Below are 20,225 nucleotides of genomic sequence, written 5' to 3' on the forward strand. Positions count from 1 at the left end.
ACATTAATTGTAGTTCAAAAAGAGTTAAAAAGCCCACTTGGGTATACTTTTGATTCCGCCCGGCAGATTTAGTTTGCGATCCCCGGAATTTATTTTAGGTCTTTGGCTCGCAATCCGGTAATAAAATAAGAATATATACGGAAAAAAGATTTTATAGCATAAGGGCCGGTAACACTGTATAGGTAGTTATGGTTTTAAGGTTAATTGTACAGACTACTTATGTCTGATGTTACCTCGCTTACCGGAGGAGAAATGGACAAAGGTTCTGATCGTCGTTTTTGGGAAACACAGGAACCGGGGGATGAGGGGTTACCGATTTCTGGGGCTATCCCCGTCCATACTCCGGTTCGGCCTCAAAGTATTGAGTGTTTATCAAGGTGATCTGAGCAAATTTTAGCCCCCCGATTGTATGATTGCCTTGAACACTCCTCCCTAAGAAGGATCCAGCATTTTTTCAAAACATCTGCTGTCGGTAACTTCTGCATACTGTCCGTAGTTAGGAATAGAACAATAGCCGCTCTTATGGTAAAGAGCAATGGCTTCGGGTTGTCTTATTCCGGTTTCCAGAATACACCTGGAGTAATTTAGTTCTGCAGCCCAGTTTTCCAGTTCTTTTAAAACTCTGCCTGCAATTCCCATTCCCCTGTTTGCGGGAAGAGTATACATACGCTTAACTTCTACAGTGGCGGCCTCGTATTCTTTGATGGCCCCGCAACTCACGGCTTTTTCATTCTCATAAGCTATGACCACATACTTTATCATATCTATTTTGTTGAACTGGGCATAAAAGGCATGATCTTCCCCGTCTCTTTTGGCCAGATCTGCATCGAGCTGTTTTACCAGGGCAATAAAATCTTTATGATTGGAATCGGTTCGGTGTAGTTGTATCATCCGGCTTGTTTTCTGTTGTGTTCTGCGAAACTATTTATTTCTGCGGCGGATCACAAGCCCGGAGCTCAATCGGCTTTCCATTTTTCAACAAAAACCTTAAAGTTTTTCATCCATTTTTCTCCCTGTTTGCGGTACATCCCTTTAAAGAGGATGGCGATGAGTTTTGGCATGATCCAGCTGATACGGGTATATTCTACCTCTGATTCATAACGGGTAAGAGTTTCCCCAAGCGGAGTAAAAGTGCATTTAAGGGTGTTATCCATATGTTTGTGATGATAGGTGGCTTCAAAACTATGCGGCAGGCGATTGGCGGTAATGGTCTCGGTAAGCTCCATGTCCCGTTTGCCGTATTTGTAGTACATTTTAGAAACAGCTCCATCCTTGCCGGCTTCCCCGCTGATGAGTTCTTTTTTTATAAAACCCTCCTGGTATTCCTTAAGATATTTGGGGTCTGCAAAGAGTTCCGCAACAATATCCAGGCGACGGTTGATATCTATAGATCCCTTGAACTTCATATCTCACTTTGTTTTAAAATAAGAAAAGGGCGAGCCTTAAAGTTACTGATTTTAAGGGAAGTGCTCAAATAAGAGCAGATTGTGAATGGTTTTGGATATCTCCTGACAGATACAAACCAGCCGGTTTTTGATTTCCCGGCCGGTTCCGATATTCTTATTCTACGGGGATACACATATCCACAATAAATTTTTTCTCGGGGTGTTCGTTAAAGTTGTTGTGATAGATCTCAAACGGGTACCGGTCCGCTTTCCTGTATCCGTTTTCATTCATCCAGATAAAGAGGCTGCTCCAGGATTTTTCAAATTCGGAAATCCCGATCTCGAAACGGGCCACAATACATTTTCCTCCTTCCATGGAGGTAAGACCTACTTCTTCTTCGGTTTCCACTTCTTCATCCAGAATTATACAGGCGCTCATCCTTACCTTGTTACTATCGGTTACCTTAAAGCTGTCGTAATAGACCGTTGCCAGTTTCAGGTCAGGCTTTTCCATAAGACCTTTGGGCCCTGCCCATTTTATAAGTTTTTCGAAAGCTTTATCCAGGCCTTTATCTCCTATATGGGTAATATAGGCCAGGTTAAATCCCGGCATTTGTTTTACTTCGACTTTTGCATTCATTTTAATCCAGTTTTTATGGTTATCAATGTTGCAAATGTATTCTTCAAACAATGAGTCCTTTTGCCCATTCTTGCTTTCCGTTTTACATATCTTGCTATATTTTCCCGGACTCAACTTACGGAATTCGGTAGGGCTCATCCCGTAGAATTTCTTAAAAGCTCTGGTAAAGGAGGAATTACTGTTAAAGCCATATTCCATGGCAAGTTCCGTTATCATGGTACCTTTCCTTCTCATCAGTACGGAAGCCGTTTTCTCTATTCGCTTCCGGTTAATATAGGAGTTCAGGGTTTCATTGGTGATAGCCTTAAAGATCCTGTGAAAATGGAAGGGAGAATAATGAGCTACCTCTGCTACCTCTGCCAGCGACAGTTCCTGATGCAGGTGCTCCTCTATATAATGCAGCGCCTTATCGATACGCCTGATATAATCTTTAGGTATTTCCTTTTCCGTAAGGCTCATCCGGGTAACATTCTTTAGGTGGTATATTGATAGATTTACAGTTGGAAATAAATATATAATTAATTTTCTATATAAGTCCCGGAAGGAATATTAAGATACGGGAACAAGGCCCGGGATTTATTTAGTAATTTAGTTTTATGGGAATAACCGGCTATTGCCAATCAACTCTAATAGAATGAAAGAAGAAGTGTTTTTTGATTATTTGTCAGGTTTTGTAACGCTAAGCAATGATGAAAAGGAAATTTTCCGGTCAAAAATAACTTCCAGGAGATATCTGAAAGGGCAATATTTACTTCAGCAGGGAGATCATTGCAATCATATGGATTTTCTGCTTTCCGGTTCCACCCGTACCTTTCATGTTGATGAAGAGGGGAAAGAACACGTTTTCAGGTTTGCAATTGAAAATTGGTGGGCAACCGACGTACCGGCTTTCCTGGAGCAAAAAGTGTCTGCAACCAATATTCAATGCCTGGAGAATACCGAAGTTATTCGGTTAGACTTTTATCGACTGGAGGAATTATATCTGGAAATCCCGAAAACGGAACGCCTGTTCCGTATACTTTTCCAGAAGGTGGCTGTTTCCCTGGAGAAACGTATTATCGATAACCTGAGTCTTTCTGCCAAAGAACGCTTTCTGATCTTCCGGGAAGAATATCCCCAGTTCGAACAACGCATCCCTCAATATATGATAGCTTCCTACCTCGGGATCACCAAACAGTATTTGAGTGAGATCCGGAGTCAACTTGCCCGTTCTTAAAGTTCAACTAGCCGAACCTTTTTTCTTCATATACCCGATCTTTCGGGATTACCTTCTCTTTGCACCTTTGTAACCGAAATAAGATTGTTAAAGGTAGCAGGCTAATCAGTATTTGACAAGATACTGTAGCTAGGGGTTTTTTAACAAAAACTAATAATTAACAGATAATCGAAAGCCCTTTTATTTCTGCCTTACTTATCTGTTTTACAATTAAATTTTTGACAAATGGCACAATTAAATGTTTTATTCAATTTTACCAAATCTGCCACACCGTTAAAGGCCATTTTATGGTCGGGGTTGGTAGCAGGAATACTGGATTCTCTGGCGGGAGTGATCGTGTACTATATTTATTTCGGGATGAACCCGTTTCAGGTTTTACAGTTTATTGCAACGGGAGTACATGGCCCTTCCGCAATGGAAGGAGGAGTTCGGATGATCCTTGAAGGGCTTTTGTATCATTTTATTATTGCTTATGTCGTGGCAATTATATATTTCGTGGCCTACCCCAAACTGAAGGTATTGCAAAAGTTTACTCTAAGCTCCGGGCTGATTTACGGTTTAGGAATTTGGCTGGTCATGAATTTGCTTATCCTTCCTTATACCAATGTAATTAAAAGCCCATTCGATCTGAGCCTGGCCATAGTAGGTATTGTTTGGCACATGATCCTGGTAGGTGTACCCATAGCAATTATCACCGATCTGTTTTATAAGAATTTATGGAAAGATTAGGGTGTTTTGAGCCCGGAACTATTTTATAATTTGCTTTAATCACGGACAAATGCCTTTCCGGGTTTGGAATGCCTTTTCCATAAAGTTAATGTTTCACTGCTGTATAAGCAGGATTTTGGTTAATAGTAAAGCCGGGGTATAGCCCGGCTTTCTTTATTTTTTCTGATCGATCAATACATAGTGTTGGGATTGGCCGATTTTTCGGGGATCTGCTGAATGGAATCCCAGTGCTCAACGATCTTTCCATTCGGATCAAAGCGGAAAAAATCCATAGTCACATACTGATCATTGCCCGGCCAGGTCTGATGTGTATGCAAAGCAACAAGATCACCTTCTGCAATACAACGCACAAAATCGATGCTCTTTTGAGGGTACTCTCTTCGCATTCTTTCAAAATAATCTATAAACCCCTGTGTTCCGTCTGCCACATCTGGATTGTGTTGAATATAGTCATCGCCAACATAGAGTTCTATGGCTTTTTCAGGATTACCTTCATAGGCCATTCTGTAAAAGGCGATGGCATTTTCTTTATTCTTTTCAAGATCCATTCTTTTCGTTTTATCTAGTGCCTGATTACCAGGTCCAGTTGTTTTCCGTTATCCTGCGCCTTCTTGTCCATAGCACTTCCAACAAGGATCCCTATCATCATCCCCATGGGTAGCCCAATTCCCAGAAGTCCCATATTGCTCAGGCTGACGCCGAAAGCCATTCCGATAGGTATTCCGAAAGTAGCCATTCCCAATGCCATCCATTGATTGCGGTAATGGTTCTTTACAACCAGCTTTAGCTCTTTGGCTACGAACATTAGGATCTTACTTTGTGTTTTTCTCAGCTGTTTTGCCAATTCAGGGTCTGTATCCCGAAACGAGTTGATATGATCTATGGATTCATTAAGGGAATTGATCACCTTATCATTGAGTTCTTTCTGTTTCAGTTCGTTTATCAGTTTCTCAAACTGAAGATATTTTTTGCCTGACCTGCTATCCCGGCCTAAACCGGGCCTTTTTTTAAGCTCTTTAAGCTCCATATGTTTTGTGTTAGAAATAAGTTTGGTTACGGATACTAAAACTACAAAAAAGGAAGAAGAGTTAAAATAAAATCCCTGCCCGATAACGGAACAGGGATTTTACTAACACTATAAACAATCAATAAACCTAATTTAGCGTCGGGTAATCCAGATAACCTTCAATACCCGGAGTAAAAAAAGTATCGGGGTCCGGAGCATTCAACTCCAGATCATTCTCTATTTTATATACCAGGTCGGGATTGGAGATAAAAGGTACCCCAAAAGCAACTAATTCTCCTTTCTCCTCATTTAATGTAGCTTCGGCTGTATCTTTATTCAGACCTCCGTTTATAATGACATTTCCTTTAAACGCACTGCGGATGCTGTCTTTGATAGATTGAGGAACTTCCGGAGCTCCCTGAGCAGAAAGATCTACCAGGTGTAAGTAAACCAGCTTAAGCTTGTCGAGTTCACGAGCCAGGGAAATAAAGGCTTCATCTATACCTTCGTAAATCTCCATATCGTTAAAAACACCATAAGGAGACAAACGCACCCCTGTTTTATCTGCCCCGATAGCATTTGCTACCTGCTCGGCGAGTTCGATAACAAAGCGATTCCTGTTTTCGGCAGACCCGCCATATATATCGTTACGCTGATTGGAAGCAGGATTCAGGAACTGATTGGCCAGATAACCGTTAGCTGCATGGATCTCCACTCCGTCAAAACCTGCTTCTATGGCATTCCTGGCAGCTTCAACAAATTCGGCTTGTGCCTGTTTAATTTCTTCAATACTCATGGCTTCCGGAGTAGGATAAGGTTTCAACCCTTCCTGGTCGGTATACATTTCTCCGCTTAAAGCAATAGCGGAAGGAGCGAGGATCCTGGCGCCCTCTTCCATATTTAAAGGATGTGATACTCTTCCGGTATGCATGATCTGCATAAATATCTTTCCTCCGTTATTATGAACAGTCTTGGTAATCTTTTTCCATCCGTTTATCTGGCTTTGGGAATAGATCCCGGGAATACGGGCATAACCCAGGCCGTTAGGGGAGGGAGCAGTACCTTCGGTGATAATAAGACCAGCATCGGCTCTTTTGGCGTAATAGGTAGCCATCATATCATTCGGAATATTCCCGTTGGCTCTTGCCCTCGTCATCGGAGCCATAACGATCCTGTTCTTTAGTTCGATATTCCCCAGTTTGTGTGTACTGAATAATTTCATTTTTTCTGCTTTCATTTTTTAGTTTATCTTATTTGTAATAGACCAGTCGTCTTTAGTTTTCGAAAAAAAAATTAAATAATGTATGATCTTAAGAAATCCACAAACACTTCCAGGGGTTGTACCGTTTTAATTGCCTTCATTCTCAGAAGTGCTCCTTCCCAGCTGTTCAGGATAAAGTCGGCGATATCAGACGCTTTTTTATCCGATTTTATTTCACCTGCCTCCTGAGCTTCTGCAATACAATTCTCAAATACCGAATGCCATTGGTTCAGTTCTTTTGCAATGGCAAGCCTTAGTACATCGGAATTATCGGAAAGCTCAATGCTGCAATTCCCCAGCAGGCAACCCTCCGAATATTCTTTGGAGGTATAAAATGCTTTCATATCCTCAAAAAAAAGCAGCATCCGCTCTCTGGGAGATCTGGATTTATCTTCAAAATAAGACTGCAGATGTACCAGGGCACTTTTGTTATAGTGGCTGATAACCTGAAGTCCGAAGTCTTCCTTGCTTTTAAAATAATGGTAAAAGGAACCTTTGGGGATATGCGCTTCGTTAAGCACTTCCTGTATCCCGACATTGTTGTAGCCTTTCTGAGTGATAAGGCGTACCCCTATGTTCAATATGTTCTCTTTTACCTGGGTTTTCATAAAACTAAAATAGACCAGTCGTCTACAAAGGTATAAATTTTTTTAATTATAACATCTGGCAGAAGATTCTCGCCCTGTTGGTATCAGGATTTTGGTCATTGGAAACTTCCTTATAAGTTCCCGGCCTGTTAAAAAAGAAAGCTTCGAACGCGTTATGGTTCGGTTAAAATTTCTTTGAAAAATTTAGTGTAACTGATTGACATGGTGGAATTAATGTATGCGATGTTGGAAATTTTAGCTTTTATGAATTGTGCCCAGGATTGGTTATCTTTAAACTAACTCTCATCAAAAATCAAAAAATGAAATATACAATATTGTTCATCATCCTTCTTTTTATAGGGTGTAATGATCCTTCAAAAGAACAAACCAAACGTCATCAGGATGATACAGTTGCTGGATATACATTGACTAATGATAGTTTTCCGGTAGAGATCATCGAAGCCTTTGTTCCTTTTACGGGAACTTCGTTTACAGCAGATAATAAACGTAATCTGTTTTATGAATTAACGGTCTTAAATAACCGCAGGATCCCGTTTACCCTGCAGAAACTTGAAATATACGATACGAAAAAGCCGGAAGCGCCAATTGCGGAGTTTGATACGGACTATTTGAGTGTTAATTTCCAGCGTCACGGGATAGACCGGGACAGTAATACCCTTGAGTTGAAGGGAAATCAATTCGGGGTTGTAAACATATGGCTTTCACTCGATGGATCAGATACGATCCCAGGCCAGGTTTTTCACAAACTTATTTTCGAAAGAACTAAGAGTAATGGAGAAACTACCATCCATCCTATGGAAGTTGCCTTAATGGATATTCCTCCACCAACTGAAATTACGCTGGCAGCTCCTTTTAAAAAGGGAAAATGGATGTACGGAGCAGCCATCCATCAGGGCTCGCGCCAGATTACAGAAGGAAAGACCAGCTATCCGCAGCGCTATGCCATTGACTGGTTAATGCTGGATGAAGAAGGGGCTTTCGTAAAAGATGAGAAGGCCAAAAATGAAAACTGGACTTCCTATGGTGTCGAGTTACTTGCTGTAGCTGACGGGACGGTAGTAGATGTAAAAGACGGAATTATTGAAAACATTCCTGTAAGCGGAAAGATGGCAGTTACCATGACCAGACAAACTATTGCAGGAAATTATATTGTGTTGGATATCGGTAATGATGTATATGCATTTTACGCTCACCTTATTCCGAACAGTTTAAGGGTTAAAAAAGGAGACACGGTTAAACAAGGCCAGGTAATAGGCCTGCTTGGAAATAGCGGGAATTCCGATGCTCCTCATTTGCATTTCCATTTGGAAACAAAAAGTAAAATAACCCTGGGAGGAGAAGGTATACCCTATCACTTTAAAGAATTCAGTCAGCTGAAAAAATTTACCAATGAAGAATTTGAATCATTACTTGAGCTGTCAAAAATTCCACTGGATAATTTAAATCCGTCAAAACGCCTTAACGAATTACCCATAGGTACCGGTATTGTTGAGTTTTAAAGTTTTATAAAGAAGAAGGTGTGGAAAAAAGCAGGTTTTTGGCCAATATAAACAGATCCTTCCATGTCTTGGAAGTGATTATTTCGGATCGGAGATACGCTTAATGAATTCGGGATCGAGAACCAGGTTGCCATTTTCTAACATTTGTGTGTATTCCTTTAATGTAAACCTGGGCGTAATATGTTGCGGACAATTCCAATCGAAGGCTTTTACATTCAATAAGATAAAACGATCTACTTTGGCATTGTACTCTTCCAGGACAAGTTTCTGGTATAGTTCTGTATTGCCGGCATCTATTATTTCTGTTTCCGCCCAGATCTTTAGCCTTCTCCTGTTGGGATAATCCATTAAAATGAGTGCTGCCTTTCCCGTAGCCTTCATATTCCCGGTTGAAATATATTGCATATTCCCTCTGAAGTCGGCAAAACCGATTTGAGTAGGTGAAAGTACCTTAAGAAATCCTTTTGGTCCGCCCCTGAACTGAACATAAGGCCAGTTATTTTCGCCAACTGTGGACATATAGAACATATCCCGGTTTTCTATGAACTCTTTTTCTCCATGAGACAGGTAATTCATTTCCATTCCTTCCATGCCGAGATAGTTATTTCTGGAACCATTAGCCCGCTGTATGTCTTTAACACTCTCCGTAAATGCGATATCTGTAAAATTCTTAATCATCTTTCTAGATTTCAATGGTTATATCGGAAGTGGGTTTTGCGCAACAAATAAAGATATTTCCTTCTGCAGCTTCAATAAAGGGCTCCGGATCATACTCAATACTTCCGCTTATTAATTTTGATTCACAGCTTGAACAGGTTCCCATTCTGCAGCTACTGTCCGGTCTGAGTCCGTTGGCTTCTGCCAGATCGAGTAGACTTCCTATCTCATGGACCCAACCAACCTTAAGATCGGATCTTGAGAATTTTACACTTATACCGGTATTGCTGGAACTGGAATAGGAGGACCTGGTCCCCAATGGTTTTGCATCTCCGAAAAACTCATAAAAAATACGGGTTTCAGGAATGTTAAGCTTCCTCAGATGATCGTACATGGCTTCCATAAAACCAGTCGGGCCACACAGAAAATAGCTTTTTTCCTCGCCAAGGGTTTTAGCCAGTGCATCTTGTGTAATGAATCCTTTTATATCGTAATCTTTCCCTGTTTCTTCTGTTTCCAGAGGAGCAGAATGAAAAATAGAAAGACTGAGATTCCCGTACTGTGCATCGAGTTGTTTCAATCTGTTAAAGAAAGGTTGTACATCTTTGTTATAACTGGAATGCAAAAATTCTACTTTTCTATGGGGCTGATGCGCCACTATATATTCCAGCATACTCATCATTGGGGTAATCCCCACACCACCAGATATGAGTACTATGGGCTTTTGAGAGTTTATATCTAAGTGAAAGTTCCCCATAGGACTGCTCACTTCAATCTCACTTCCTTCGATGAGATGATCGTGAAAATACCTGGATACCTTGCCTTGTTTTTCCCGTTTTATGGTCAGGCGATAATAGTCGTCATTAGGACTGTCTGAAAGTGTATAACTTCTGGAAATTGAGTTGCCGTCTTCCAATGCAATTTTTACATTGATAAACTGACCAGGAAGAAACTTTTCCAAATTTTTACCATTTCCGGGTTTTAAATAGAAAGAACTGATGGTGGTACTTTCTGAACGAATTTTATCTATATAGAACATATGAAACATTTTTAAGGGTTAAACGGAGAATAACTCCCGAACTCCCAATTGGCAGTATGCTGGTTTTCTGTAATGACCCACTTGGAGATCTTAAAGGTCCAGTACCGTCCGGTGCCTCCTGTTTTTGCCAGATCTTCTTCAGAGTTTTGATCGAGTAACAATTCGGCATGACCTATGAGCTGCAGTGTTTTTCTGTTTTCAAAATCAATGAATAATAAACCGGCTTTTGGATTCTGAATCAGGTTACCCAATGTATTGTACAGGCTGTTACCGTGGTAATCCGGTATTTTTAAGTGATCATCGAGAATTTCAACAAAACCGGGTTGCCCTCCTCTGTGAGATACATCCATCCGCCCTTCTCTACTGGCAGAGCCAATGAATAAAGTGTCCGAAGAAGATATCCAATGCCTGATCTCCCCGGTAAATGTATCCCCCTGTATTTTTGAAGATCTTACCGGTTTAAATGATTCCGGTTGCTTTAGCTGGCGTTGCTGAATATACTTGGGACAATTAGGGTAGGATTCTGCAATCGAAACGTCAATTCTGTTTTTCCCTGCTACGGTCGTACCATTGATACGAAATCTTCTTCTTGTGGATAATTCTATAAATAATGTACCGATCTCACTCCCGTTGGCAATATTCTGATAGAAAATATCATCCCTGTCACTGTATATCTTTTCCAGATCAAAGGACAGGGCAGTGGGGTGGGGTACTTCAACAAAACCAAAATCCCCGAACAGAACAGATGCCCAGATATTATCATCATTATCCACACTGCTAACAATAGCCATAGGCTGTTTTTCTATAAAAGGAATGGCACCTTTGATAATAGTATTCGAAATAAGCCTGCCATTATTATTTGCGGTGGTCGCCTCTCCAATCCTTTCCTGAACCTTCAGTTCGCCTTCATGAAATTTATTTGCCATCATTATAATTTTTGCAGATCAAAGAAAAAAGCTCCTGTAAATGCACAGGAGCTTTTTACATTTAAAAAGTAAGGACATTATATCCCTCGCTGTGTAATTTGGCGAAGCTGGATAAACCTGATGATCCGGGTAAAGGATTATCGGCAATTAGATCCAATCCTGATGGATTTGCTTCAAAAACCTCGGCACAGGCACAGGAAATACCTTCGATAGTATCTTCTACTGCCTTATAAAGATCATTTGCAGGATGCTTTTCTTTCTGTAATTCTTCGGGCCATCTTGTTCCCGCTCCCTGAAATATGACTTTTACTTCTCCATTAGCCTGCTTAAAATCATAAGCCGCTGCCAGTGCATTAAATACGCGTCCCAATGCTTCATCGGAACCTGCTTTTGGTTCGGAAAGAACCACAATCGCTGTTTTACTCATTTTATGTATTAAATTAAAAGTTACAAACCAAACGTTTGGTAGGTTATATGATTAAAATTTTTTATTTGTTCAGATACATTTTTTCAATGTTATTTAAGGTGTTTAAAAAGTAATCATTGGATTTAAGTCCTTTAGACACTATAAGACTACCCTGGATACCTATCAAAACCTGAGATGCCATGTTTTCGGATGTTTCTTCATCAAAACCAAATGCGAGCGCCAGTTTTTTGAAGGCACTTATCCATTTGTTCATACTTGTATTTAACTCATCGCTAAAAAGCTCCAATCCCGGATTCATGGATACGGCTTTCATTATACAGGCCTTATTTCCATCCTCGTAAATCTCCTTAATATTTTCGAGTGCCGTGATCAAACGTTGTTGCGGTGATTTACTTTCATCATCAATAACATCGGTAATATTGGCATCAAACCATTTATCCACATACTCCAGGACCGCTTGTGCGATCTCCTTCTTACCCATGGGAAACCTGTGATAAAGACTGGCTTTTTTTAAGCCTATTGCTTTTGCCAGATCGTTTAGACTGGCACCTTCATATCCATTATCCCTGATAACGGTCATGGCAGCTACAATAAAATCTGTGTCTTCTACTTTTTGTGGTCTCATGGGGCAAATATAGTAAAAATTAGTTACCGACCAAACGGTTGGTAACTATTTAAGAATAAAATAACATCAGTTGGAATGCAATTCTATTTTTGTTTTTCTGCCTTCAAGATCTCCAGGGTATATTTGATTTCTCTTGTGCATTCCATCAATAAATACTCCGGACCATTGTTTTTTCCTGTATTCTATATCCTTAACTTTAGAGTTATAATTGAATGTATAAATGATCTACATAGCGCAATAGTTTTTATATATAATGCAAAGAAAAAATATAAGGAAATATTATTGTAAATTTGAGAGGAAATAACAAAATAACAATCAGTAATTTATTTAATCTATAACAACAATGGAAAAGAATAATCAGGCAAATGTATCAACACATCCTAAAGGTGGTGATCCAGCTATGTGTCCATTTTTGAATGGTCCAATAAATCAGAGTGCCGGTGGCGGAACTTCTAACCGCGATTGGTGGCCGAATCAGTTGAAGTTAAATATACTTCGTCAGAATTCTTCTTTATCGAATCCGATGGATGAGGAATTTAATTATGCAGAGGAATTCAAATCTCTTGATCTTCAAGCTGTAAAAAAAGATCTGAATGATCTTATGACCGATTCTCAGGATTGGTGGCCGGCAGACTACGGTCATTACGGTCCTTTGTTTATCCGTATGGCATGGCACAGTGCCGGAACGTATCGTATTGCCGATGGTCGCGGAGGTGCAGGATCCGGAACTCAGCGTTTTGCACCGCTAAACAGCTGGCCCGATAATGCAAACCTCGATAAGGCGCGTTTGTTGTTATGGCCGATTAAGCAGAAATACGGAAAGAAGATCTCCTGGGCCGATCTTATGATCCTGGCAGGGAACGTGGCTCTTGAATCTATGGGCTTTGAGACTTTCGGATTTGCAGGAGGACGTGAAGATATCTGGGAACCGGAAGAAGATGTTTACTGGGGAGCTGAAACCGAATGGTTAGGAGACAAGCGTTATACAGGAGACCGCGAATTGGAAAATCCGCTTGGAGCAGTACAGATGGGATTGATCTATGTAAACCCTGAAGGGCCTAACGGAAATCCTGATCCGCTGGCTTCTGCCCGTGATATTCGTGAGACTTTCGGACGTATGGCAATGAATGCAGAAGAAACAGTAGCTCTTGTAGCCGGAGGACATACTTTCGGGAAAGCGCACGGAGCTGCAGATCCGGATAAATATGTAGGAGCAGAACCTGCAGGTGCCGGTATTGAAGAGCAAAACCTTGGGTGGAAAAACACTTACGGAAGCGGACATGGAGACGATACGATCTCCAGTGGAATAGAAGGTGCATGGACACCAACCCCGACGCAATGGGATAATACCTTTTTTGATGTTCTGTTCGGTTACGAATGGGAACTGACCAAGAGCCCGGGGGGAGCACACCAGTGGAAACCGACAGATCCGGCCGGTACTGCACCAATGGCGCACGACAGCTCAAAAAGACAGGCACTTATGATGACCACTGCAGATATGTCGCTTAAATTAGATCCTATCTTTGAGCCTATCTCCAGACGTTTTCACGAGAATCCGGAAGAGTTTGCAGATGCATTCGCCAGAGCATGGTATAAATTAACACACCGAGATATGGGGCCGGTAGCACGCTACCTTGGTTCTGAAGTACCTCAGGAAGAACTGATCTGGCAGGATCCGATCCCTGCAGCAGATCACGAGTTGATCAACGATCAGGATATCGCTGCACTTAAGAGCAATATTCTTGCATCCGGTTTATCGATCTCTCAGTTGGTATCAACTGCCTGGGCATCCGCATCTACTTTCAGAGGTTCTGATAAAAGAGGAGGAGCCAACGGAGCCCGCATAAGACTGGAGCCGCAGAGAAGCTGGGAGGCAAATAACCCTGCACAGCTTTCTCAGGTACTGGATACCCTGGAAAGAATTCAAAAAGAATTTAACGATACACAATCCGGAAACAAAAAGGTTTCTCTTGCAGATCTTATTGTTCTTGCCGGTAATGCTGCAATCGAGCAGGCTGCTAAAAATGCAGGACAGGAAGTTAGCGTTCCGTTTACGGCAGGACGCGGGGATGCTTCACAGGGTCAGACGGATGTAGAATCCTTTGCAGTTCTTGAGCCTTTTGCAGACGGATTCCGTAACTATGAAAAAGCCAAGTATCATGTTTCTACCGAAGAAATGCTGGTAGACCGTGCACAATTACTTACTCTTACGGCACCTGAAATGACCGTTCTTTTAGGAGGTTTACGCGTGTTGAATACAAACTTCGACGGATCGAAGCACGGGGTGTTTACCAACCGTTCTGAAGCGCTTACCAACGATTTCTTTGTAAATCTGCTTGACTTCGGTATCAGCTGGAAAGCAACTTCTGAAGCTGATGAGGTTTTCGAAGGGCGTGACCGTAAGACAGGAGAAGTAAAATGGACCGGTACGCGTGTAGATCTTATTTTTGGGTCGAACTCAGAACTAAGAGCACTTGCTGAGGTTTACGGATCTTCTGATTCTCAGGAAAAATTCCTGAATCACTTTGTAGCTGCATGGGCTAAAGTGATGAACCTAGATCGTTTTGACCTGGCGTAATTAACGTCGGCTTATATAAAACTGAATAATGACCAGGTGGTTTGGAAACAAACTACCTGGTTTTTTTATTTGAAAATTATATGAAAACAGATCCGAACCTTCTCGTATTTACAAACCAATAATTAAAAAACTGTGAAGCGGGAATCAGTTCAGATTCCGATATACTCCGGGGCTCATCCCGGTTTTGGTCTTAAACATTTTGCTGAAGTGCTGGGGATATTCAAATCCCAGGTCATAGGCTATTTCACTCACCGTAGATCTGCTGTTTAAAAGGATGGTCTTTGCCTTTTCTATCAGAAAGAGATGGATATGCTCCTTGGCGCTTTTACCTGTTTCGTTCCGGAGCAGATCGCTTAAATATCCCGGAGATAAATTTGCTTTTTCTGCCAAATAACCCACAGTCGGAAGACCCGATCTCTGATAGTTTTCCGGACTGTAATACTCCTTTAAGGCGGTTTCCACTACAGAGAGTACATCCTTGTTTGTGGAGGCTCTTGTATTGAACTGCCGCTCATAAAAGCGGGAGCAGAAATTCAGCAGAAACTCCAATCCCGAAGCAATGACCTTTCTGCTGTGCTTGTCTATGCGTTCCCGGATCTCTTCTTCGATCATCTTTACACAATCGGTTATGGTTTTCTGTTCCTGATCGGATAAATGCAGGGCCTCATGCACACTATAGGAAAAGAAATTATAGTCATCTATTGTTTTGGCCAAAGGCGTGTTTCGAATGAGTTCCGGATGGAAGTACAACATCCATCCATGTATCTCTCTTTCCGGTTTTGATGTCACCGAAAATACCTGCCCCGGGGCCATAAAACTCATTACCCCGTCTTCAAAATCATAAGTATTCCTCCCGTATTCCAATCCGCAACTCCCGTCTTTTAAGGAAATGTAATAGAATGAATTTGTGAACCTGACGTTGATCCATTCGTCCTTTACGACATAATTGGCCATATCGATAATACTTATCAATGGGTTCTTTGGTTTTTCCAGGTCGTATGCCTGGTGTATTTGGCTTATGGATTTTAACTCGTGTTCCATGAATATAAAGGTATTGATAATTACAAAAACAACTTTGGATTAATTCCATTTCAGAAAAGAAAATGCTCCCCGTCCCGATTTTTTATTTTCGACAGGGAGACATCTCCACTCAATTAAAAAACTAACCGCATTAATTATTTCTTAGTCCGTTCAGAAGAAAATTGTCAAATGCCTTGTCGCCGAATTGTTGACGAAGATTGATCAGAGTTTCAGCTAAAAACCCCCTGACGTATCTGGTTTCGGGCTCTTTGGTTTCCACAATCTCATTGATGAGTTCTGAAATTTCTTCCGGCTGGGATGCGGAAGTCAGGTTTAATCCTCCTTCCTGCAGTAACTTAAACATATGCCCGTAGTTGGTATCCCTGGCATATTTTTCAACATAACCACCCATCACATTGTAAAAATTAGTATTGATTATTCCCGGTTCGACAATCACCACATCAATACCGAAGTCCTTAACTTCCAGTCGCAGGCAGTCACTCCAGCCTTCCAGGGCATGTTTGGTTGCATGGTACCAGGCTCCCAGTCCGAAATAGATTTTCCCTCCCATGGAAGAAATATTGATGATCTTTCCTGATTTTTGCTTTCGCATATGTGGTAAAACAGCTTTGGTAACTCGTGCGGTTCCAAAAAGGTTCACATCAAACTGTGCAATGGCATCTTCCATGGTCACTTCTTCCACAGGAGCATATAAGCCAAATCCTGCGTTATTGATAAGAACATCGATCCTGCCTTGCTCTTTGATGATTTTGGCCACCCCTGCTTTTACTTCCTCATCTTTGGTGATATCCATATTCAGGGCATGACCCCCAATTTTATTCAGGTACTTGTTCTTTTCGTATTGGATATCCCCTCCGTAAACAATATGACCTTCTCTTATCAATCGCTCTGCATGGGTCTTACCCATTCCGTTGGCGGTTCCGGTAATCAATATCACCTTGGGCTCTGCGTTTACCGGGTTTTTATCGAATTGATAAATACGAAGACTTAACTTTTGGGTTGTAAAATCAGACTCGCCGTAGCCAACAAAATATTTGTCATTCAGATATTTATACTTGTCGGAGTTACTGGTCAGTTTCAGGGTTTCCCGATACGTGCCTTTACTTGGATCATCGGCATTCGGAACCAGGATCCCATCCACTTTAACCGCGATCTTTTCACCTGTTCTTGTAGTGATTATACCATGTACATCAATAATGGTACTGCGATTAGGTAATATCGTGATATAGTCGATTCCTTCAATGGTGCCATTGAGTTTACCTTTGGATGTTTTACCTGCAAACGGAACATCCATCCTGATGCCTTCCTCCGGAATATTTACCTGTCCGGAAAATACTTTTGCCGGATCAATACCGAAACTCTCCATTCCCGCAGGCGCTCCGTTTACTTCGTACACCAAAGTGGCCCTGGGGTCTGTATCCAAATTTTTTACATCTATCGGAAAGTTCTCATAATCTATGTGATTGGTCAGGGTATAAGGCGCGGTTTTGGTAATCAACGGATCTTCCTCAAAACCATAATGTTTAATGACCACACGATTACTGGTCCTGTCAAAGTACCCTTTGGAAAGCACGTGTAAGCTATTAAGATATTTGTATTTTGGGTGATTGGTCACCAGTTTTGTGATCTCAAATACAGGTGCCTGGTTTTCCATTGAAGCGGATACCTTGCCTGTAGAATGTACCGAGATAGTTGCTCCGTCTTTGGTTTTTATAACCCCTCTGGCGTTGATCTTTACCATCCCGTAAGGCATTGTTGTGGAATAATCCGTTCCTGAATATTCTCCTTCCAGGGTGCCTGAGACCGATCCTTTATAATTTCCGTTCATTCTAAGACCTGTAGGCGGTATTAGTCCTTTTTTTGTGAATATCTCCTGAGGGTTTACCCCGAAAGCTTCTCCTCCTGTTACAAGTACATTGGTTTCGAACAGTAGCTTTACATCTTTGTTCTTTTCCAGACTGTGGAAAAGAATATCCTGGGAGATCCCTATCATTGAGCTTAGCCCAAGTAATAGTGTTAAAATTGATTTTTTCATGTTTTTTTGTTTTTAAAGCCCGAAATTCTTTTTCATCTCCCTGACAAAGGCTTCATCACCAATGGCTTGCCTTCCGTCTAAGTATTGATGAGCATCTGCTCCGGCTCTGTATCTTAATGTATCGTTGTTATCTGTAGCAGCTTCAAAAATTACGTCGGCAACAACTTCGGGTTCTGATGAATTCTGACCTGCCTGACTAAAACCTTGCATTACGGCCCCTACAACTGGTTGATATTCTGCAAGACCTTCATTGTTCTGGAAATCGAAAGAACGACCTGAGAAGTCCGTATTGATCATACCCGGTTCTACTAATTTTACTTTGATGCCGATTGATCCCAATTCGAAAGAAAGGGATTCCGAAATACCTTCTACGGCAAATTTGGTCCCGTGGTATAAGCTACCCAAAGGAAAAGTTATCTTACCGCCAATAGAAGAGATATTAATGATCACGCCCGATCTGTTCTTACGAAAATGGGGAAGAACGGCACGGGTAACATCCAATAGACCGATGACATTGGTGTTAAACTGCCTTACTATATTTTCTCTGGGGAATGCCTCCAAAGGACCATAAGCTCCATAACCAGCATTGTTGACAAGCACATCTATCTTCCCAAATTCCTCAATTCCTGCCTGTACCGACTGGTTTATGGAGTTATGATCTAGTACGTCCAGTTTGGTGACCAGCACATGGTCTAACTTAGTAAGTTCTTCCTCTTTTTCCGGGCTACGCATAGTGGCTATTACGTTCCATCCCTGGTTTTGGAAATGTTTTGCGGTAACTTTTCCTATTCCGCTACTTGCGCCCGTTATTAAAACTGTTTTATTCATTTTTATATTTTTTTAATTGTTTAACTATGCAAATTTCCAAAGAGGCCATCCTGTTCTTGTATATATATTGACGGAGATTGTATACTTTTCCCTGATTGCCCGGATGTATTCAAAAAAACCTTGTGTAAAACCCTGTAAAAGTGAGTTTTAGGTAGGAGATATTTGGGCGATGAGTTAAAGAGAAAGGAAGTTTAACCGGAATGCATCTGATAAGGAAAAGAAAGCCTGATTTCCGGTTGAATAAATTGTCAACCGATCGACTGACAGGTTTTATGAAGTTTGACGGGCTTTGACCCTGGAAGAAACAAATTTTATATGACTACAATTCTTCCAATCGCCCTTTTATTTCTTCCAGCCGAAGCCAATTCTGATAAAAAAAGGGAAGGGTGATTACACTTTCTATATATTGAAAAACATATACGATCAGAGAAAACAAGGCCCCATACTCAAGATTAGCTGTTTGTACGGAGAGAATGATAGAGGCTACTAAAAATGCCATCAGAAGAAACCACGATATTGAAAAATTGAATACCTCTAAGTCCGATAATTTAATATTCCATTTCATCATGTTCTTTAAATGAGATTCTAACCATGTTCTGTTGTTGGTACTTATAATATTTACCTGCTTTTCAAGCTCATTGTTATAAGCGCCATTCAAATAGGTGGTTTTTTTTCTCGTTAAAAAATAAATGAGAAAAACGAAAAAAGTAGTGATAAGACCTGCAATAAATACCTTCGTATTAAGGCTGGCAATAATGATTACCACACCTAGCAACCCAATAATATTTCCAACTAATGCCGGCAGGGAATTTTCCAGAAATTCAACAATCTCATTGATCATACTCAATCTGGCGGTTTTAACGGAGGAAAGGTTTTGTTCGATTTTCATAAGAGTTAAATTGCCCAGCCTGCGATACACTTTTGCATAGATCCTGGAATCAAAGAATCTTCGTCCGCCACCAATTAAGATGATAAGAACACCCAAGCCGCCAAGTTGAAAAGCTCCGAGATAACTTCCTTTGATAGCATCATCTATTGCAAAACCAATGAATAAGGGTATAAGCAGTCCGATGATAGATTCTACAAGGATGAGAGAGAATATTAAAATAAGTTTCCACTTAAACTGTAAAAGTATCGCCCTGATCGTAATTCTCTCTATATCCGGTTCTTTTCTATCCTCGACTTTATCTATCATATTCTGTACACTTTAAAGGAGGTCTATTTTAATCGTTTCCATGTTTCGCTATCAACATAGCCCCAGGCAGAATAGCTAATGGTCAGGGTGTTGTGATCTTTTAATTTAAGCCTGGCCCTGAATTCGTATTTTTCTCCTTCATGGGTGAACATATAAGTTCCGGTGCCGCTCCCTCCCTTAAATGTTATATCTTTTATTGCGACCGATTCGTACTCCTCTCCGTTTCCCTTATCATCTTTAACAAAGACTGTATAACATTTAAGCACTCCCTGTTCTTTTCTGAACTCGTGGATTACATATGATTTCTCATTGTCTTCTTTATACTCAACTTCCCATTTTCCAATTAACGGATCATCGGTTTGGGCAGTTGCCTTTGTTAGTGATACTAATAAAATTGCCATTGCGAAAAGTGTTTTTAGTATTTTCATAATATCGTGTTTAACTGTTGGTCAAAAGTATTGAAGGCGAGGGGTAATAATGACTTTCCCTATAATACTGAACATAAAAAAAACGCCCTAGGACAAGGTCGT

21 protein-coding genes are annotated in these 20,225 nt (G+C 40.9%); 4 read left to right on the forward strand and 17 right to left on the reverse strand.

Annotated features, from left to right (window positions below):
* Nucleotides 1–432: 432 nt before the first annotated feature.
* From GWK08_RS15480 to GWK08_RS15490, 3 genes are all read right to left on the reverse strand, one after another.
* A complete protein-coding gene (locus tag GWK08_RS15480; protein ID WP_163608135.1) occupies nucleotides 433–891 on the reverse strand; it encodes a GNAT family N-acetyltransferase in 459 nt (152 codons plus the stop codon).
* A gap of 65 nt (nucleotides 892–956) precedes the next feature.
* Complete coding sequence (locus GWK08_RS15485) at nucleotides 957–1,406, reverse strand: SRPBCC family protein (RefSeq protein ID WP_163608136.1); 450 nt, start codon at nucleotides 1,404–1,406, stop codon at nucleotides 957–959.
* A 154-nt stretch (nucleotides 1,407–1,560) separates the two neighbouring features.
* On the reverse strand, nucleotides 1,561–2,484 hold the full coding sequence (locus tag GWK08_RS15490) for an AraC family transcriptional regulator (protein WP_163608137.1): 924 nt from the start codon (nucleotides 2,482–2,484) through the stop codon (nucleotides 1,561–1,563).
* Nucleotides 2,485–2,659: 175 nt separating this feature from the next.
* Between GWK08_RS15490 and GWK08_RS15495 the strand changes: the two genes are divergently transcribed.
* Nucleotides 2,660–3,241: a Crp/Fnr family transcriptional regulator gene (locus tag GWK08_RS15495; RefSeq protein WP_163608138.1), complete on the forward strand. Its 582-nt coding sequence runs from the start codon at nucleotides 2,660–2,662 to the stop codon at nucleotides 3,239–3,241.
* A gap of 225 nt (nucleotides 3,242–3,466) precedes the next feature.
* Nucleotides 3,467–3,970 carry a DUF1440 domain-containing protein gene (locus tag GWK08_RS15500; protein ID WP_163608139.1) on the forward strand — a complete coding sequence of 168 codons (504 nt, stop codon included), beginning with the start codon at nucleotides 3,467–3,469 and terminating at the stop codon, nucleotides 3,968–3,970.
* 170 nt (nucleotides 3,971–4,140) lie between these two features.
* Here GWK08_RS15500 and GWK08_RS15505 read toward each other — a convergent pair whose 3' ends face one another.
* The 4 genes from GWK08_RS15505 to GWK08_RS15520 all read right to left on the reverse strand — a co-directional run bounded on the left by GWK08_RS15505 (nucleotide 4,141) and on the right by GWK08_RS15520 (nucleotide 6,845).
* A complete protein-coding gene (locus GWK08_RS15505) occupies nucleotides 4,141–4,518 on the reverse strand; it encodes a nuclear transport factor 2 family protein (protein WP_163608140.1) in 378 nt (125 codons plus the stop codon).
* Between the two features lie 14 nt (nucleotides 4,519–4,532).
* A complete protein-coding gene (locus GWK08_RS15510) occupies nucleotides 4,533–4,997 on the reverse strand; it encodes a hypothetical protein (RefSeq protein ID WP_163608141.1) in 465 nt (154 codons plus the stop codon).
* A gap of 127 nt (nucleotides 4,998–5,124) precedes the next feature.
* Nucleotides 5,125–6,213 (reverse strand): alkene reductase, encoded by a 1,089-nt coding sequence (locus GWK08_RS15515; protein ID WP_239524930.1) that lies wholly within the window; start codon nucleotides 6,211–6,213, stop codon nucleotides 5,125–5,127.
* A 56-nt stretch (nucleotides 6,214–6,269) separates the two neighbouring features.
* Nucleotides 6,270–6,845 carry a TetR/AcrR family transcriptional regulator gene (locus GWK08_RS15520; RefSeq protein ID WP_163608142.1) on the reverse strand — a complete coding sequence of 192 codons (576 nt, stop codon included), beginning with the start codon at nucleotides 6,843–6,845 and terminating at the stop codon, nucleotides 6,270–6,272.
* Between the two features lie 299 nt (nucleotides 6,846–7,144).
* Here GWK08_RS15520 and GWK08_RS15525 point away from each other — a divergent pair, with 299 nt between their 5' ends.
* The gene (locus GWK08_RS15525) at nucleotides 7,145–8,344 is read left to right on the forward strand and encodes a M23 family metallopeptidase (protein ID WP_163608143.1); all 1,200 of its coding nucleotides are present in this window, start codon (nucleotides 7,145–7,147) and stop codon (nucleotides 8,342–8,344) included.
* Nucleotides 8,345–8,422: 78 nt separating this feature from the next.
* On the opposite strand, the gene GWK08_RS15530 is transcribed toward GWK08_RS15525, so the two are convergent.
* The 5 genes from GWK08_RS15530 to GWK08_RS15550 all read right to left on the reverse strand — a co-directional run bounded on the left by GWK08_RS15530 (nucleotide 8,423) and on the right by GWK08_RS15550 (nucleotide 12,018).
* Nucleotides 8,423–9,022, reverse strand: a complete 600-nt coding sequence (locus tag GWK08_RS15530; protein WP_163608144.1) for a pyridoxamine 5'-phosphate oxidase family protein — start codon at nucleotides 9,020–9,022, stop codon at nucleotides 8,423–8,425.
* Nucleotides 9,023–9,026: 4 nt separating this feature from the next.
* Nucleotides 9,027–10,040 (reverse strand): FAD-binding oxidoreductase, encoded by a 1,014-nt coding sequence (locus tag GWK08_RS15535; protein WP_163608145.1) that lies wholly within the window; start codon nucleotides 10,038–10,040, stop codon nucleotides 9,027–9,029.
* An 11-nt stretch (nucleotides 10,041–10,051) separates the two neighbouring features.
* Nucleotides 10,052–10,966, reverse strand: a complete 915-nt coding sequence (locus tag GWK08_RS15540; RefSeq protein ID WP_163608146.1) for a pyridoxamine 5'-phosphate oxidase family protein — start codon at nucleotides 10,964–10,966, stop codon at nucleotides 10,052–10,054.
* 61 nt (nucleotides 10,967–11,027) lie between these two features.
* Nucleotides 11,028–11,393 (reverse strand): DsrE family protein, encoded by a 366-nt coding sequence (locus GWK08_RS15545; protein WP_163608147.1) that lies wholly within the window; start codon nucleotides 11,391–11,393, stop codon nucleotides 11,028–11,030.
* A 61-nt stretch (nucleotides 11,394–11,454) separates the two neighbouring features.
* Nucleotides 11,455–12,018, reverse strand: a complete 564-nt coding sequence (locus GWK08_RS15550; RefSeq protein ID WP_163608148.1) for a TetR/AcrR family transcriptional regulator — start codon at nucleotides 12,016–12,018, stop codon at nucleotides 11,455–11,457.
* A gap of 343 nt (nucleotides 12,019–12,361) precedes the next feature.
* On the opposite strand from GWK08_RS15550, the gene katG reads away from it, so the two are divergent.
* The gene (gene katG / locus GWK08_RS15555; protein ID WP_163608149.1) at nucleotides 12,362–14,596 is read left to right on the forward strand and encodes a catalase/peroxidase HPI; all 2,235 of its coding nucleotides are present in this window, start codon (nucleotides 12,362–12,364) and stop codon (nucleotides 14,594–14,596) included.
* Between the two features lie 144 nt (nucleotides 14,597–14,740).
* Here katG and GWK08_RS15560 read toward each other — a convergent pair whose 3' ends face one another.
* From GWK08_RS15560 to GWK08_RS15580, 5 genes are all read right to left on the reverse strand, one after another.
* Nucleotides 14,741–15,637 carry a helix-turn-helix domain-containing protein gene (locus GWK08_RS15560; RefSeq protein WP_163608150.1) on the reverse strand — a complete coding sequence of 299 codons (897 nt, stop codon included), beginning with the start codon at nucleotides 15,635–15,637 and terminating at the stop codon, nucleotides 14,741–14,743.
* Nucleotides 15,638–15,767: 130 nt separating this feature from the next.
* Nucleotides 15,768–17,672, reverse strand: a complete 1,905-nt coding sequence (locus GWK08_RS15565; RefSeq protein ID WP_163608151.1) for an oxidoreductase — start codon at nucleotides 17,670–17,672, stop codon at nucleotides 15,768–15,770.
* Nucleotides 17,673–17,684: 12 nt separating this feature from the next.
* Complete coding sequence (locus GWK08_RS15570; protein WP_163608152.1) at nucleotides 17,685–18,500, reverse strand: SDR family oxidoreductase; 816 nt, start codon at nucleotides 18,498–18,500, stop codon at nucleotides 17,685–17,687.
* A 319-nt stretch (nucleotides 18,501–18,819) separates the two neighbouring features.
* A complete protein-coding gene (locus GWK08_RS15575; protein WP_163608153.1) occupies nucleotides 18,820–19,695 on the reverse strand; it encodes an ABC transporter six-transmembrane domain-containing protein in 876 nt (291 codons plus the stop codon).
* A 23-nt stretch (nucleotides 19,696–19,718) separates the two neighbouring features.
* Nucleotides 19,719–20,123, reverse strand: a complete 405-nt coding sequence (locus GWK08_RS15580) for a hypothetical protein (protein ID WP_163608154.1) — start codon at nucleotides 20,121–20,123, stop codon at nucleotides 19,719–19,721.
* Nucleotides 20,124–20,225: the final 102 nt, after the last annotated feature.

The sequence above is a fragment of the Leptobacterium flavescens genome, assembly GCF_010671605.1.
Classification (GTDB): Bacteria; Bacteroidota; Bacteroidia; order Flavobacteriales; family Flavobacteriaceae; genus Leptobacterium; species Leptobacterium flavescens.